A 15,242-nucleotide genomic window follows, 5' to 3' on the forward strand; every position below is an offset into this window, starting at 1 on the left:
ATCACGCGGGGAGGCTGCCCTCATCACCGCGCAGACAGTTCTCGATGTCATTCGTTGGAGGGGTGGTCCGGCAAGACCGCCCCTGACGTGCCAGCAGCCAACTACACTCCCGACGATGCCTCTGCCCAGGCCAGATAGCAAAACGCTGCTGGAGTACTAGGTGTTGCGGGCCAAGACGTTGATGTCGGCGGTCACTTGCTACTGATCAAGGGCTATGGTCATCGACCGCGAATTCCTCACATCGGATGATCAAGGGTTCCAGACGAATGTCGCGCAGTCCGCGCACTCCTCGAGGTACCGATGGCGACACTCGACGGTGTGCCGGAGGAAGGTGATCGCTTGCTGTCTGCTGCGGACCTCACTTTCGAGCGCAGCGATCTTCGCGCGCACGACCTCCTGCGCTGCGGACTTCTTCGGGGACATCGCTGCGGTGACCTCTGGCAACGAGAGCCCGACTTGTCGCAGTTTCAGCACGGTTCGCGCCTGCTGCAGGACGTCGTGGTCGTAGAGTCGGTAACCGTTCGCGTCCCGGTGCACCGTGAGTGCTCCGACGTGCTCCCAGTGCCGTAGGACATGGGCCTCGACTCCAAGCTGCGCAGCCGCCTCGCCGATCGTTATCCCCATTCCGCCCTTGCCTTGATGTCGACCTGAACCTTTAGCCTCCCCACCATGCCTGACAGTTCTCCCACCCCGCCTACTCCTGCTTGTTCCCGATCGGTCCTGGTCACCGGCGCGACGGGCAACCTCGGCCGTGAGCTCCTGGCCCGGCTGCATGCGCGCGCAGCAGCTGTGCGGTGCCTCGATCGTCGCCGTATTGGCCCGCGACCCGGCATCGAGTCGGTGTGCGGTGACCTGACCGACGCCGACTCCGTCCGTGCGGCGCTCGACGACATCGACACCGTCTTCCTCATATGGCCGCTGCTCGACACCGCCCCCGCCGAGCCTCTGATCGCAGAACTCGCCGCAGCAGCACCGCGCGTCGTCTACCTCTCCTCGACTGCGATCGATGACGCCTCATTTCGCCAAAGTGACCCGATCGTGCAGGTACACGCGGACATGGAACGCCGGCTCCGTGATGCTGGCCTGCATCCCACCGTGCTGCGCAGCGACACGCTGGCGTCCAACACCCGGGGCTGGGCGGCGGCGTTGCGCGCAGGCGACGTGGTCAGAGGTCCGGACATAGCGCGCACAGCCGTCGTGGACGAGGGTGATGTCGCGGCCGCAGCCGCGGAGGTGCTCCTTCGACGCCAGGACGATTCGGATCGCACCCCCTACCTGCTGACCGGGCCCGAGCCGCTCAGCAGGGCCGACCAGGTCGGAATCCTCGGTGCCGCCCTCGGACGAAAGTTGCGTTTCGAGCCGGTCCCCGTGGATATCGCGCGCGCACGAATGCTCGCGGACGGCCGTCCCCAACGGCTGGTCGATGCCCTCATCACGGCGTCAACGCGGCGACCCGAATCACGCCTTGTCACCGATGATGTCGAGCGCCTGACCGGTAGGCCGGCCCGCCCCTTTGCGCAGTGGGCCATCGACCACAGCACCGAGTTCGACCCGCGGCCATGACCACACCCATCAGTCAGTCTCTAACCGGTGTGATGACCGCCGAAGATCGCTTCCCCGACAATGTCGAAACCGCCACGGTAAACTGCCCATGAGGCACGCCAATGCTCCACTGACCGTCGAAGGTCGACGCCGACTTGTCGAGCGTTGCCGGACTCGTCCAATAGCGCACGTCGCCGCCGAGATGGGGATCTCGCGCGCCTGTGCATCGAAGTGGGTCAACCGCTACCGCCGCTACGGGGCAATCGGCCTGCTCGACCGTTCTTCGACACCACACCGTCAACCCGCCGCGACAGACGCCACAGTCGTAGCCCGAATCGCAGACCTTCGGCGCAGCAACAAGTGGTCAGCGTCGCGGATCGCGTTCGAGCTCCAAGCTCAGGGCATCACCGTCAGCCGCCGCACAGTGACCCGACACCTGGCGAGGCTCGGGCTCAACCATCGCAAGTTCATCGACCCGAACGGCGAACAGAATCGGCAGCCCCGCAGGATCAACCCTAGGTGGCCAGGCCACATGGTCCGCGTCGATGTGAAGAAGGTCGGCCGGATCCCCGACGGCGCAGGTTGGCGTGTCCACGGCCGCGGGAGCGAGCGGGCCAAGAACGCCGATCGACTGAAGAAGAAGAGCAAACGCGGCGGCTACGTGTATCTCCACTGCGCAGTTGACGGGTTCAGTCGGCTCGCATACACGGAAGCGTTGCCTGATGAGAAGGCCGTCACTGCGATCGCGTTCATGCACCGTGCCCGCGCATGGTTCGCCGCCCACGGCATCACCCACATCGAGCGGATCGTCACGGACAACGGAGTGCGCTACCGAGCCGACGCATTTGCCCGAGCGCTACTCGGGTCACGCCACCAGTGTCATCAACGTGCTGGCCTCTACAGGCGTCAGCGCGCCTTGACCTCGTCGACGTCCAGACCACGGTCGATGCCGTGAGAGATGACCTTCTGGCCGGGCTCGAGTTCGAGGCGCTTGCCGTCGAGGTAGACCTCGACCTGGTCGGGCTCGAAGGACACCATGTCGTTGATGCGTCCGACCTCGGTGTAGGCGTTGTGGTAGGACCAGGCGGCGCGGTGGGCGTCGCCGATGTCGTAGTAATCGCACAGGCCCTTGTAGGGGCAGAAGGTCTGTCCTTCGACGGGTCGCAGCTGGGTCTCGTCGATGTCGGCGCGCGGGACGTACCAGCGAGGGGCGAAGCCGGATTCGTAGAGCACGACGGGGTGTTCGGAGCGGGCGATCACGCTGTCGCCGAGGCGGACTTCCAAGGTGCGGGAGGTGTTGCGGATGTCGATGCGGTGATACGGGTCCGCGGCGTGACCCAGAATGCGTTCGTCCTCCTCGTAGAAGGCGTCCATCGCCCGCCACGCGAAAGCGATACGGCCCTGGAGTTCGGTGGCGTGACCGGGCAGCGCGGTGAATTCCCAGGCGGCGCGTTCGGCGGTGCGCTCGCTCGCGCGCACGGCGTACCAGGCGGTGTCTCCGAGATCCTTGTGGTGGGTGGTCTTTCCGCTCGCGACCAGGGCCTGCTCGTCGACGTCCTCGCGGGGGAAGTAGGCGACCGGGTAGCGGCCCGGTTCGTGCAGCAGGATGACGTTCTCGCTGTCGGCGATCCAGGTGTCGTTGAACCTCACGCGCATGCGGCGGCGCAACCGCTCAGCGAACAGCAGGCGCTCGGGCAGGGGCTGGGGGGTGAGGAAGTGTCCGATCGCGCCGGCGGAGAGGGGGCCTTGCTGCCAGGACAGTCCCATGGTGTGTTGCCTTCCGTGTGCAGGGTGCGGCGTGGAGCCTGCACCTTAAGGCCGTCGTGGTCGGCGTCGTCGGTCTGCACTCCCCAGTCGTCGCAGAGCTCCCGGACGATGTGCATGCCTCGCCCTTCTTCGGCGCTCCAGGAGAGGACCGGGGTGCGGACGGCGGCGCGGCGAGCGCTGTCGTGGACTTCCAGGTGAAGGCAGTAGGGGTGGCGGATGAGCCGAACCAGGTAGTCACGGCCATCCGGGCTCCCGTGTTGGACGGCGTCGCCGGCCAGTGCCGACAGGCAGACTCGGATGTCGTCCCGGCGCCCGCAGCCTCCCCAGGACTCCAGGGCTTGCATCGCGAAGGCGCGGGCGGTGCGCACTATCTGGGGGGTGGGGCTGAAGGCCCGCTGGGCAAGGTGTGGCATGACGGATCCTTTGCCGGCTGCGGCAACAGGGGCTGGTGGGCGGTCGCCGCAGCCGCTCGACGCCCTGCGTGTCAAGCGATGACGCGGGCGAGGAAGTCGCGGATGTGTTCGGTGATGGTCTCGAGGTGGCTTTCCAGGGCGAAGTGCCCGGACTCGATCAGGTGGATCTCGGCATCGGGCAGGTCCTGGCGGAACGCCTCCGCGCCCGCGGGGCCGAAGATCTCATCATTGGCGCCCCAGACCGCCAGTAGCGGGACCCGGGAGTCGCGGAAGTACTGGTGGACCTGCGGGTAGAGGTCCACGTTGGTGGGGTAGTCGCGGAAGAGCTTGAGCTGGATCTCGTCGTTGCCGGGCCGGTCGAGCAGCGCTTGGTCGTGGACCCAGTTGTCGGGGCTGACCAGGCTCGGGTCGGCGACACCGTTCACGTACTGCCAGCGCGTGATCTCGGGGGTCAGAGCGCCCCGTATCGGGGCTTCGGTGTCCGGTCCCGGTGCCTGGGCGTAGGCGAAGACGCCGTCCCAGAAAGGCTTGACGAAGCCCTCTTCATAGGCGTTGCCGTTCTGGGTGATGATCGCGGCGATGCGGTCCGGGGCCTGGAGGGCGAAACGCCAGCCGATGGGCGCGCCGTAGTCCTGCACGTACATCGCGAACCGGTCGATGTCCACCTGCTGGAGCAGGCCCGCGGTGACTTCGGTGAGGGCATCGAAGGTGTAGGGGAAGTCCTGCAGGGCGGGCATCGCGGACTGGCCGAAGCCGATGTGGTCGGGCGCGATGACGTGGTAGCGGTCGGCGAGTGCCGGGATCAGGTGGCGGAACATGTGCGAGCTGGTGGGAAAGCCGTGCAGGAGCAGCACGACGGGCGCCTTCGGGTCGCCGGCGTGCCGGTAGAAGACCTCGAGGCCGTTGACGGTGGTGGTGCGGTGGTGGACCGCGGGAGCCATCTTCCTAACCCTTCTATTGAGGTTGAGTGGTTACATATCCAGTCGAGCACACGCGGTCTAACCCGTCAAGCTGCTTTTACCGGTTAGATGGGGGGCGGATGCCGCCGTACTCGGACGGGCACTTATGGCTGGCCATGAGGCTGGATCCAGGGGTGGCGTCAGGGCGGGGTCTAGATCCAGCCTCCGCCCGTGGACGGCCCGGAGCCAGCGCAGCTCACCGTGAGCGCGCTCAGACGGCCGAGGTCGAGCTGTCGGTCTCGCGCCACACGTGGATGACCTCCGACCGCCTTCCCGGGCGGGCGTGGCCGACAGGCCTGAGGTGGCCGGGCGCCGGGCTGGTGCCAACTGCTGCGGCTGTGCGTTCGAGGCCGTGCGGGCGCAAGAGGCGGCGTGGTCCTCGGGCCCTGTAGCGACGCGCCACCAGGCGCAGGACGCAGAACTGCTCCTTAGGCACCGGCAGCAGGCGGGAGTGCTCGGATCCCGCAAGCGCGGCATCAAGGGCGTGCACGAGTGCGTCGAGATCGTGGGCGCCGTGGTGGCGCTGGCCGTTGAAGAAGAACGTGGGGGTGCCGGAGACTCCGTTGCGGTCGGCGGAGATGATGTCACGCTCGACCCGGTCCGAGTGGGTGCGGCGGCGCAGGTCCCGGTGGAACCGGCGGACGTCGAGGCCGAGGTCGGCGGCGTAGCCAAGCAGGTCGCTCATCTCCAGCCGGTCCTGCTGCTGCAGCAGCAGGGCGTGCATGCGCCAGAAGGCACCCTGGGCCGCTGCGGCTTCCGCAGCCTCGGCGGCAAGGCGCGCGTGCGGGTGGACGTCACTCAGGGACACACGTAGCGGACGTCGGGACGCGAGAGCAGCAGATCGCGCGTGACCGGATCCGCCTCACTGCAGTGGGGGCATTCGTAGTCGCCGTACTCCACGACGGTGACCGCAGCGCGCTCGGGTCCTCGGACGTGGTCGTGAACGGGGTCGATGCCGCCGACGAGATCAAGCAGCGGGCGCGTGGAGCCGAGCAGGGCACGTGTCGGGGTACGCCCTTCTGTGCCCAGGCGGGTACGGAGAAACGTGCCCACTTTCCGCATCCCTCCGGTCCCGTGCATCCTGGTCAGTGCTGCGGAGAGGGGTGAATGCTCAGGGGGTCAGCGGCCTGTCATAGGGTCCCGGCAAGAGTCCCCAGTCCTTTCGGAGCGCCTGTGTCCCGCCTCGCTCGCCTTGTGACTACGCTCGCGGCCCCTCTCCCGTTCTCCGGGGCCGACGCAGCGCCTCATCTGGAGCCCCGGCCCACATCGCGGCTCCTCGTACAGCGAGGGGACACAGAGCTGATCGTCCAGGAAGTCCAGCCGCCGGCCTCGGCCTCGACCGTCTCCTTTCCGGCGCCCTGGCCTTGCCGGTTCGGCACGAGCGCAGTGTCGCCTGCCGCTGACCTGGTTGTCTTCGCTGGACCGCATGCACTGCGAGCCGTTGACCAGTCGGGAAGCCCACGGTGGGAACTGCGGCACCGCTGCTGGGCAGGCTGCGCGGGGCACACAGACTTCTCCGAGTACGCGGACGACAGAGACCACCGCTATGCCAACCGTGGCTCGGCCGGTTTCTCCTCGGACGGGAAGACCGTGTGGGCCCATGTCCACGGTCCTCTGGAGCACGACGCCCCGGACCACGACCGCGGGGAAGAGTGGCTGGTCATCGACGCCGCTGTCGGCACGGTGCTGGCCCGCACCCAGACTCGCACGGCCGCGGCGGGCTCCGTCCACGTTCCGCATCCGGAACCCGGCCAGATGGGTCTGACCATCGGAGAAGGCCAGGACGGATCACCCCTGCGCTGGGGCAAGTGGGACGGTCACGCCCTCATTGTCCACAGCTTCGGCGACGAGGACCGTGTCCTGCTGGGGGTGAGCCCGAGCGGAGATCGTCTGCTCACAGTGACCCATGACCAGGACGTTCTAGCCCTTCATCTGGTCGCCGACGGCTCCGTGGTGGCCGAACTGAACGCGGACGTGCTTCCCCCGCATCCCGCGTTCGAGGAGGAGACCACAGATGACGAGGCGCAGGCGTTCTTCGACTACGAGGGCGGCTTCGTCGACGAAAACACCCTCGTCGTCGGGACCGTCGAGAGCGACGAGGAGTTCGGCACAGGCCGGCACTGGCTCGTCGACGCCGTCCACATGCAGCTGATCGACCAGATCACCTATCCCTTCGAGGTGTCCGGCCTGCCCAGGGCTCTCGGAGACGGCACCTGGTACACCGTGTCCAACCTCGACCACGGCCTCCACATCTGGGCTCTGTAACGGCGCTGCCCACGATCAGGCGTACCCGAACGTTGAGCACCTTCACCTGTACGCGGCTGGGTATGTTCGCGTGTACGCCGACAGCACGGTTGCGGGCGGCTTTGGGCAGCAGAGCGGTGGTGCGGTAGACGGTCCAGCTCAGCAGAGCGGAGGCCGCGGCTGCGGCCAGGATGCCGATCTTGGCCTCTTCAAGGAGCCTGCAGGAGAAGGCGAGGTTCGCGATCAGCAGGGAGGCAGTGAAGCCGATGCCCGCGATGGCGCCGCTGCCGGCGACGGCGGCCCAGCCGACAGGCGGCCGCAACCGGCCGCGATCAGATGCGCAACGGCCCAGGAGGTGACGACGATGGAGATCGGCTTTCCGATGACGTAGGCGAGGAAGATGCCGATGGTGCCAGGAGAGCTGGCGGCCCCCTCAGCAGGCCGGCGTTCATGGTGATGCCACCGTTGGCCAGTGCAAAGAGGGAGACGATCCCGTAGGTCGTCCACACACGGTAGCGATGCTGCAGCCCCCCGTTGTTCGAGAGGGCGGAGACCAGGCCTACGACGGCTGAGCGGGCGCGATGCGGGCTGGGCTGCTCACGGAACAGCCGGACCAGGTCGGTGGCGCGTTCCAGCTCGCTGCGCAGAGGTGCGTAGGCGGAGGTGACCAGGCCGATCGCCAAGCCCGCGACGACCGGGTCGACGCCGCTGCCCATGAGTCCGGCCCACATGGTGGTGCCCAGTGCGATGACAAGGCCGCCTCGGCGGCGCACGGGCAGGGTGCGGGTCGCGAGGGTGGCTGCAAAGGAAGCGCTGGCGATGGCGAGGGGGACGGGCCGGATGTCGTGACTGTAGAAGGTGGCGATCACCAGGAGCGCGACCGGGTCGTCGACGACGAACAGGGTGAGCAGGAAGGTGCGGATCCTGCCCGGCAGGCGCCGGGACATGACGCTGAAGATGCCGAGCGCCAGGGCGCTGTCGGTGCACATGGCGCCCCCAGCCATGGGCACTGGGGCCGGTGTGGTTGACCGCAAGGTAGATCGCCACCGGGATGGCCATCGCCATCATCCCGGCGCCGACCGGCAGGAGAAGGCGGCGGCGTTCCCGCAGATCCCCCAGATCGAGTTCGGTGCGAGCCTCCAGACCGACCAGCAGAAAGAAGAAGGTCATCAGTCCGTTGTTGATCCAGCTACGCAGGTCCAGGACCAGCCGGCTGCCGCCCAGGCCGAGGCTCAGCTGCTCTTCCCATGCCGCCCGGTACAAGGCCGGGAAGGCGTTGGACCAGGTCAGGGCGGCTAGCAGGGCGGCCCAGGAGGACTGCGGCACCGCCCGATTCACCAGTCAGCAGCGCCTTGGCGCGGTCGGTGGCGTGCCTCGTGCGGGAAGCTGGAGGGCTTGTCGCCGTGACGGCCTCCTCGTCGAAGGCTGTCACTATGCGCAGCCGCTCGCGCTGTTGCATCCCGGGGACGGCGACGCTGCCCTGGCACGCGGTCACGGTCCTGTCCTTCCTGTCGTGGCGGCTGCCCGCCCGGCGGGTACGCTTCAACCGACGAGAAACTAACCTTCTAAATAAATTTCACTGGTTAGCATGACCCTCCTTCATGTAACCTGTCAAGTGAAGTAGATCGGTTAGGAGGTGGCATGGTGAGTGATCGAGAACGGCAAGAACGGCAGGACGCACTGCTGGAACTCCTCAACAGCACGCCGGTGGTCAATGGCGTCGTCCAGGACCAGCTGGCGGATCGGGAAGCGGCCAGGTCGTGGCAGCAGACCCACGGCGGTGGCGGCACCGCGCAGGAGCAGGAGTACCTCGTGCAGGCCCGTGACGCCCTGCAAGAGGTGGTCCGCGGGAACCAGCCAGCCGCCTCGCTGGTCCCGCTCCTGAAGGACGTCACTTCCCACCCCCGCCTCTCCCCCGCGGGCGTGTCCTGGGAGCTGCAGGCCCCCACAGATCGTCGGCTGGCGGTGGAAGCGGTGCTGACCTGGGGCGCACTGCAGGAGACGATGCCCGGCAGACTGCGGCCCTGCGCCAACCCCGAGTGCCGGCGTTTCCTCCTGGACCGCAGCAAGACCAACAAGGGCCGCTGGTGCTCGATGGCCCTGTGCGGCAACCGCATGAAGGCCAGGCGCCACTACCAGCGCACCCGGGATGCAGCCGCTGAATAACTCCCGAGCCCCCAGAGCAGCCGGCGGGGCTCAGCCCTGAGCAGCAGGATCTTCCCCCGACCGATCCTTGGCTGCGGTATCGACCGTGGGCAGCCCCCGCCGCCGCAGGTCAGCGACAACCTGCGCACCAGCGCATCGGAAGGAACCATCGTGATCGCGACGATGTCGCGGTGCACCCGCGGCTGAAGACGCCGCACCCCCCCATGCCCGCCCCGGCCAACTGGGCAGCGGTCCGGGGACTGCGCGTCCGCAGCACGACCGTCAGGGAGGTCTGCCGAGCCGCGACGAACTGGTCGATCCACACCCCCATCCCGTTCTCCGGGTCATAGTGCACGAACGGTTCCCTCGCAAGATCCGGCACCGATACGGATTCCCGATCCGCGAAAGGGTGGCCGGACGAGGTGACGACCACCATCTCCTCGCGGCTGAGCACCTCCACGTGAGCGGATGTGGCCGTCGGCTCGGGTCCCACAACCAGGTCCGTTCCATCGGCCATCACTGCTCGACCATGCGGTCCGCGCTGGTGAACTCCAACAGGTCCAGCCGGACATCGGGCCACCGTGTCTGCCAGCGCCGCAGCACCGGAACCAGCAGCCAGGCCGTCATCGTCTCCGCACACGCGATCCGCAGGCGCCTCCCGAGCCCTTCCCCGACACGCCGCCCCGCCTGGACCGCACGCGATGCAGCCGCCAGGGCCACCCGCGCCTCTTCGGCGACGGCCCGGCCCGCCGCCGTGACCCGGACACCCCGGGCGAGCCGCTCCACCACCGGGGTGCCCAGCTCCCTCTCCAGTGCCGCGATCTGGTGGGAGAGCGCCGGCTGCGACATGTGCAGTACCGCTGCGGCCTTGGTCACGGATCCCTCGTCGACCAGCGCCACCAGGCACTCCAGCGACCGCAATATGGCCATGCATCACCCTCATCATCACGCGAGCGCGCCCGGCCGCGTCACCGGACCGGAATGCGCGGGCAGCGGTCCGGAACGTCCAAAAACGAACAGAAAGCCCCGCACCGCGGGCTCCACCCTCATGCGGAACGAAAACCGCGTTCCTGCAGCGTCCACACGTTGCCGTCGGGGTCGGTGAACTGCGCGAAGCTGGCATAGTCCCGCCGCTCCGGGTCAACGCCGAGCTCGAAGCCTCCCTGCCACGTCTCGACCGGCGCCTTGTGGCGGATGTCCCCCACGTCGACACCGCGGCCCGCCAGCTCGGCGCACGCAGCCTGGAGATCGGGAACCACCAGGTACAGGCCCTTCACCGAGCCAGGCTGCGCACCGGTGATGCCCACCCCGATCTGTACTGAGCAGGCGGAGCCAGGAGGCGTCAGCTGCACGACCCGGAAATCGGGCGTGGGTCCGTAGTCCACGTCCAGGTGGAAACCGAGCTGCTCTTCGTAGAAGGCCAATGAACGGTCGACATCACTCACAGGCAGGATGACAACCTCGAACCGGTACTCCATGTGATCATTCTGGTCCAGCGCGGCGCCGCCCCGCCACCCGCGCATCATGCGTTGATCTGAATGCTCAGACAAGGAAAGGCGAATGACCAGCTCAGATTCCCGCGCCTCTCAAGCATTCAGAAAATCTCGGCTGATGCCTCAAAAGGCTCATGATCGATGAATAGCGGGCGGCGCAGGCCAAGAACTAGGATCGGGCGCAGCACGTACTTCACAGCGCCATGAGGGGCTGCCCCCGGCCACCCCCAGGAGAACCGCAATGGCGACGCTGCTGTCCGTCAACGTAGGGATGCCCAAGGACGTCCCCTGGCAGGGAAGGACCGTCCACACCGGAGCGTGGAAGTCCCCCGTGCACGGCCCCCGGATGGTGCGGCGGCTGAACATCGACGGAGACGGCCAAGGCGACCTGGCTGGGCACGGCGGTGAGATGCGCGCCGTCCTCGTCTACCAGGTGCAGTCCTACCAGTACTGGCAAAAGCAGCTCGGTCGCGACGACCTGACCTTCGGGATCTTCGGGGAGAACTTCACCGTCGACGGCCTGCCCGACAGCGAAGTGTGCATCGGCGACCGCTACCGCATCGGCGATGCCGAATTCGAAGTCACCCAGCCCCGCGTCACCTGCTACCGCGTCGGCATGCGCCTGGGCGAACCGACCATGGCCTCTTTGCTGGTCGCCCACCACCGCCCCGGCTTCTATCTGCGCGTCATCGCCGAGGGACACGTCCAGGCCGGTGACGAGATCACCCTCACCCGCAAGGGTCCCGAAGAACTCAGCGTCGCCGACACCGACGCACTGCTCTACCTTCCGGGCCGCGACCCCGAAAAGCTGCGTAAAGCGCTGAACATCCCCGCTCTCAGCCCGGGATGGCAGCAGTCCTTCCGTGAACTCGCCGCCGCCCAGCAGCCCACACAGGAACCGGGATGGCCAGGCGACCGCGCCAGCGCCCAGCAGCCGAGGGAAGAACAGGGATGGCCGGCCTTCAAGACCATGCGCGTGACCCGCATCGTCCCCGAGACCCCCACCGTCTCCTCGATCTATCTCGATACCACCGACGGCACACCCCTACCGCAGCCCCGACCGGGCCAGTACCTCTCCATCCGTCTGGACATCGGCGCAGCCGCCCCCGCCGTGCGCAGCTACTCCCTGTCCTCCGCGCCCACAGCCGGCACCTATCGCATCAGCGTCAAGCACGAGCCCCACGGCCAGGTGAGCCACTACCTCCACACCAGCCTCCGCCCCGGGGACCTCCTGGACGTCGCAAGCCCGCGCGGGGCCTTCGTACTCAAAGAGAGCGCCGACCCGGTCATCCTCATCTCCGCAGGCATCGGCGCCACCCCCCTACTGGCCATGCTCCACCAACTCGCCGCCACCCAAGACCCACGGCCTGTCTGGTGGATCAACACCGCCCACGACCGCGCCCACCACCCCTTCGCCGACGAGGCCCACACGCTCCTGGCACAACTCCCCCAGGCCCACGAGCACATCTACTACACAGCCGAAGCCCCGCATCCCGACGAGCCCCACATCACCCAGGGCCGCCCCACCGCCGCCTCACTCGCCGCCATGGGCATCCCCACCAACGCCGACGCCTACCTCTGCGGACCACCCGCCTTCATGGACGGTCTCAGCGGCTACCTGAGCGACCACGGCCTCAGTCCCGGCCACATCCACACCGAAGCGTTCAGCGCCCTTCCCGCCATCAACCCCGGCGTCACGCCCACGGCCGTGATCCGGCCGCACCAACCACCCGGCCCCGCCGGCACCGGGCCGCTCATCACCTTCGCGCGCAGCGGCATCACCGCCCCCTGGTCACCCGCCCACGCCTCCCTCCTCGACCTCGCCGAAGCCTGCGACATCCCCACGCGATGGTCCTGCCGCACCGGCGTATGCCACACCTGCATCACCCACCTCGTCGCAGGCAACATCACCTACACCACCCCACCCCTCGAACTCCCAGAACCCGGAGCCATCCTCATCTGCTGCAGCGAGCCCACCACCGAAGTCGTCCTCGACCTCTAGCCGGGAGCAAACCCATCGGCACTCGGCCCTGCCTATCGCCCGGGCACCCCCTGCCTGCCACACAAAGGTCCAGCCACCCAATACAACTTGTGCAAGGCCAACGACGGGCAGGACAGACACCAGCAGTCACGCCTGACGACCACGGCCGGCACGACGCTTTGCCCTTTCGATCTCGCCCTCGATGGGCAGCCAGTAGCGGCAGCCGCGGCTTCGGCGGCGAGCTCGGCCTGGACGACGTCGTCGTTGTCCGGGTCTTAGTAGGGTCGGGGACTGGCGCGGTGGCTTCCGCTCCGTTTCCAGCCCCCGCCGCTTCAAACCGTGCATGCAGTTCTCCCGCACACGGCTTTCCGACATCGTTCACCGACTGGCATGCGCCGTCGCCCTGTGCACGTTTCCGGTGAGGCGATAGACCCCGATCCGGGTGATCCATCCGTACGTGAATCGGGTGGTCCAGTTCCGGCCTCGGAGTCTGTGTTTCCGGCTGGCGAAGATGGCCAGCCGTTCGTGGACGTAGCCGTCGACCGCGTTGAACTTCCGCCCGGAGTTCCCGTTGCGGAAGTACGCTGCCCAGCCCCGCAGCACGGGGTTGAGGTCGGCAACCACGGCGGACACCGGCCGTTCGGTCTTCGAGCGGGCGGTGGCTGTGCGGACCTTGTCCCGCAGCACCCGCATCGCTCGGGCCGAGGGCCAGCGTTGCAGGTAGAACCTGCCTCGCCATTTCCACGATTCCACTTTCCGGTGGTGAAAGCCGAGAAAATCGAAGCCCTGCCCGCCCCGGGTGAGGCAGGTGATACCGGACTTCTCGGGGTGCAGTCGCATCCCGAGCCGTTCCAGCACTCTCGCCGCCAACTGCTGGACCTGCTCGGCCCGTTGTCTGGTCGGCGACAGGACCACGAAGTCGTCGCAGTACCTCACCAACACCCCCAGCCGGCGACCCTCGCCCTGCCATGCCTCGCCGAGGACGTGCAGGGCGATGTTGGCCAGCAGCGGGGAAATCGGTGAGCCCTGTGGGGTTCCCGCCCCGGTCGGGGAGGTCACCCCGCCCTCCAGGACTCCCATCCGCAGCCAGGTCCGGATCAACTTCAGCATCGGCCGGTCCACGACATGCCGGGCCACCTGGGACATGAGCGCGTCGTGGTCGATCGTGCCGAAGCAGTCCCGGATGTCGGCCTCGAAGACCCACTCCCGCCGCTGGTTTGCCGCGACGCGCACGGCTTCGCACGCGTCGATCGCGGACCGCTTGGGCCGGAATCCGTAGCTCGCCTCGGTGAACTGGGCCTCGAAGACCGGTTCCAGGACCAGCTTCGCTGCCGTCATCACCACCCGGTCCGCCACCGTGGGAATCGACAGCGGCCGGAACTCCCCCGGCCGCCCCGGTTTGGGAATCTTCACCCGCCGCAGCACCGACGGACGATACGTATACGTCCGCAGTCGCTCGGCCAGATCCTGGAGGAATGCGTCCACCCCCGAGGCCGCCACCGCATCGACGGTCACCCCGTCCACGCCGGGGGCTCCTCGGTTCGCGCACACACCGGCCCACGCCCGCCGAAGAACGTCCATGCGGTGGACATGGCTATACAGGGCATGAAACCGGCGTTCGGGTTCTTGCTTGGCACAGCGGTAGAGCGTCCGCTGCAAGGCTCGAACCTTGTCCAGAGGACGGCCACCCGGTCTCGCGGCGCCTTCCTCCCGGCGGATGGATCTAGCCGAAACGGCACTCATCCGGGCCCCTCCCTGTTCGCGGATCGCATCGATGAAGCAGGGGCCCTTCGCTCCCAGCGGGTTGTGTTGTCCCGCCGATCGGCACTACTACGACCCCCTCCGACTGCCTCTCGGCAACTCGCCACTTCCCGGTTCCGCCGGTTATAGGCAGGCCACGCTTCCCGCGCCGCATGCGCGGGGCCGAGGAGGCTCTCTCCAGTTCCCAGGACAACCGTCCGACCATTCCACGCCCCTTACGCCGGGAGGTTCTTCGGCGACCGCTCCAGGTCCAAGATCGCCTTCCATGGCCTTCGCCTTTCAAGCACAGGCTCGGCTCCTCCTTGGCCCGCCCGCGGGCGGGGGTTAAATGACGGCGCTGCAGGCTTCACTTCATGTTGCGGACTGGCCGGTTGCACGCCCCCACAGGGCGCTTGTCACTCCACTTCGACGCCACCCTTTCGAGCGACGCCGGGAGTCAGCTACCGGGGACCCTGGCGCCTCCCCGGACCGGACTTGCACCGGCTGGCTAGCCTGAGCTTGTCGTCCGGTTACATCGTTCACATCCCTTCTGAGCTGCGACGACGTCCGGACTGCTGGACGTACGCTTGATCTTTAACCTGTGCGGCCGTAGTGCCGGTCGTGTGTCTCGGCGCGCTTGACGGTCTTTCCCGGTGTGTGGCGAGGTGCTCTCGTGCGGTTGCTCGATCCGCGGGGGCGTCCTGGGCCGGGGCGGGAGGGTTTCGGTGCAGCCGCTGGACGCGCCGCCTTCGCGCGGATGTTGCGGAACCCTCGCCGCACTCGGGCGGGCGTCAACTTGTTTGTGGGAAGCGGGCGTTCCCAGGGTCGGCGCAGGTCTTGCGCGGCTGGCTGGGCGAGCCACAGCTGGGTGTGTGCGGCGATGATCAGCGTCGTCCACAGGTCCGCGCTGGCCGGGTCCCGGAGCTTGGGCACGTTCCAGCCGAGTGTCTGCTTCAGC

16 protein-coding genes and 3 pseudogenes are annotated in these 15,242 nt (G+C 67.6%); 5 read left to right on the forward strand and 14 right to left on the reverse strand.

Annotated elements, in window-relative coordinates; all coding sequences use genetic code 11:
- Positions 1-249: 249 nt before the first annotated feature.
- Positions 250-624 (reverse strand): MerR family transcriptional regulator, encoded by a 375-nt coding sequence (locus LZ604_RS34260; protein WP_234520036.1) that lies wholly within the window; start codon positions 622-624, stop codon positions 250-252.
- 45 nt (positions 625-669) lie between these two features.
- Between LZ604_RS34260 and LZ604_RS34265 the strand changes: the two genes are divergently transcribed.
- Positions 670-1,563, forward strand: coding sequence for an NAD(P)H-binding protein (locus LZ604_RS34265; protein WP_234520037.1), 894 nt, complete (start codon positions 670-672; stop codon positions 1,561-1,563).
- Between the two features lie 88 nt (positions 1,564-1,651).
- Positions 1,652-2,419 (forward strand): annotated as a pseudogene (locus tag LZ604_RS34270) (helix-turn-helix domain-containing protein); the annotation flags it as partial.
- Positions 2,420-2,448: 29 nt separating this feature from the next.
- On the opposite strand, the gene LZ604_RS34275 reads toward LZ604_RS34270, so the two are convergent.
- The 5 genes from LZ604_RS34275 to LZ604_RS35915 all read right to left on the reverse strand — a co-directional run bounded on the left by LZ604_RS34275 (position 2,449) and on the right by LZ604_RS35915 (position 5,734).
- Entirely contained in the window at positions 2,449-3,303 is an 855-nt protein-coding gene (locus tag LZ604_RS34275; RefSeq protein WP_344415223.1) for a DUF427 domain-containing protein, read from the reverse strand.
- A complete protein-coding gene (locus LZ604_RS36485) occupies positions 3,189-3,722 on the reverse strand; it encodes an ATP-binding protein (RefSeq protein WP_344415218.1) in 534 nt (177 codons plus the stop codon). The genes LZ604_RS34275 and LZ604_RS36485 overlap by 115 nt, the downstream gene beginning before the upstream one ends.
- Before the next feature lie 71 nt (positions 3,723-3,793).
- Complete coding sequence (locus LZ604_RS34280) at positions 3,794-4,663, reverse strand: alpha/beta fold hydrolase (RefSeq protein WP_234520039.1); 870 nt, start codon at positions 4,661-4,663, stop codon at positions 3,794-3,796.
- Positions 4,664-4,892: 229 nt separating this feature from the next.
- Complete coding sequence (locus tag LZ604_RS34285; RefSeq protein ID WP_308283712.1) at positions 4,893-5,489, reverse strand: DsbA family protein; 597 nt, start codon at positions 5,487-5,489, stop codon at positions 4,893-4,895.
- Positions 5,480-5,734, reverse strand: coding sequence for a thioredoxin domain-containing protein (locus LZ604_RS35915; protein WP_267972191.1), 255 nt, complete (start codon positions 5,732-5,734; stop codon positions 5,480-5,482). The genes LZ604_RS34285 and LZ604_RS35915 overlap by 10 nt, the downstream gene beginning before the upstream one ends.
- Positions 5,735-6,271: 537 nt before the next feature.
- Between LZ604_RS35915 and LZ604_RS34290 the strand changes: the two genes are divergently transcribed.
- Positions 6,272-6,946: a hypothetical protein gene (locus LZ604_RS34290; protein WP_234520040.1), complete on the forward strand. Its 675-nt coding sequence runs from the start codon at positions 6,272-6,274 to the stop codon at positions 6,944-6,946.
- Here LZ604_RS34290 and LZ604_RS36490 read toward each other — a convergent pair.
- The 3 genes and pseudogenes from LZ604_RS36490 to LZ604_RS36495 all read right to left on the reverse strand — a co-directional run.
- On the reverse strand, positions 6,843-7,247 hold the full coding sequence (locus tag LZ604_RS36490) for a Na+/H+ antiporter NhaA (RefSeq protein WP_372482266.1): 405 nt from the start codon (positions 7,245-7,247) through the stop codon (positions 6,843-6,845). The genes LZ604_RS34290 and LZ604_RS36490 overlap by 104 nt on opposite strands.
- Positions 7,248-7,257: 10 nt before the next feature.
- The gene (locus LZ604_RS35920) at positions 7,258-7,872 is read right to left on the reverse strand and encodes a Na+/H+ antiporter NhaA (RefSeq protein WP_267972192.1); all 615 of its coding nucleotides are present in this window, start codon (positions 7,870-7,872) and stop codon (positions 7,258-7,260) included.
- 106 nt (positions 7,873-7,978) lie between these two features.
- Positions 7,979-8,263, reverse strand: a pseudogene (locus LZ604_RS36495) (Na+/H+ antiporter NhaA); the annotation flags it as partial.
- Between the two features lie 303 nt (positions 8,264-8,566).
- Here LZ604_RS36495 and LZ604_RS34300 point away from each other — a divergent pair.
- Positions 8,567-9,091 (forward strand): CGNR zinc finger domain-containing protein, encoded by a 525-nt coding sequence (locus tag LZ604_RS34300; RefSeq protein ID WP_234520042.1) that lies wholly within the window; start codon positions 8,567-8,569, stop codon positions 9,089-9,091.
- Between the two features lie 109 nt (positions 9,092-9,200).
- Here the strand turns inward: LZ604_RS34300 and LZ604_RS36500 are convergent, their stop codons facing one another.
- From LZ604_RS36500 to LZ604_RS34310, 3 genes are all read right to left on the reverse strand, one after another.
- Entirely contained in the window at positions 9,201-9,587 is a 387-nt protein-coding gene (locus tag LZ604_RS36500; RefSeq protein ID WP_372482268.1) for a LysR family transcriptional regulator substrate-binding protein, read from the reverse strand.
- Positions 9,587-10,000, reverse strand: coding sequence for a LysR family transcriptional regulator (locus LZ604_RS35930; RefSeq protein WP_267972194.1), 414 nt, complete (start codon positions 9,998-10,000; stop codon positions 9,587-9,589). Before LZ604_RS35930 ends, LZ604_RS36500 begins: the two co-directional genes overlap by 1 nt.
- Positions 10,001-10,116: 116 nt before the next feature.
- Positions 10,117-10,548 carry a VOC family protein gene (locus LZ604_RS34310; protein WP_234520044.1) on the reverse strand — a complete coding sequence of 144 codons (432 nt, stop codon included), beginning with the start codon at positions 10,546-10,548 and terminating at the stop codon, positions 10,117-10,119.
- A 256-nt stretch (positions 10,549-10,804) separates the two neighbouring features.
- On the opposite strand from LZ604_RS34310, the gene LZ604_RS34315 reads away from it, so the two are divergent.
- Positions 10,805-12,565, forward strand: coding sequence for an MOSC and FAD-binding oxidoreductase domain-containing protein (locus tag LZ604_RS34315; protein WP_234520045.1), 1,761 nt, complete (start codon positions 10,805-10,807; stop codon positions 12,563-12,565).
- 357 nt (positions 12,566-12,922) lie between these two features.
- Here the strand turns inward: LZ604_RS34315 and ltrA are convergent, their stop codons facing one another.
- Positions 12,923-14,287 carry a group II intron reverse transcriptase/maturase gene (gene ltrA, locus LZ604_RS34320; RefSeq protein ID WP_308283713.1) on the reverse strand — a complete coding sequence of 455 codons (1,365 nt, stop codon included), beginning with the start codon at positions 14,285-14,287 and terminating at the stop codon, positions 12,923-12,925.
- A gap of 591 nt (positions 14,288-14,878) precedes the next feature.
- Positions 14,879-15,242 (reverse strand): annotated as a pseudogene (locus LZ604_RS34325) (NF041680 family putative transposase); the annotation flags it as partial.

Origin of the sequence: Streptomyces glomeratus, from assembly GCF_021462825.1 — a bacterium.
Lineage (GTDB): Bacteria > Actinomycetota > Actinomycetes > Streptomycetales > Streptomycetaceae > Streptomyces > Streptomyces glomeratus.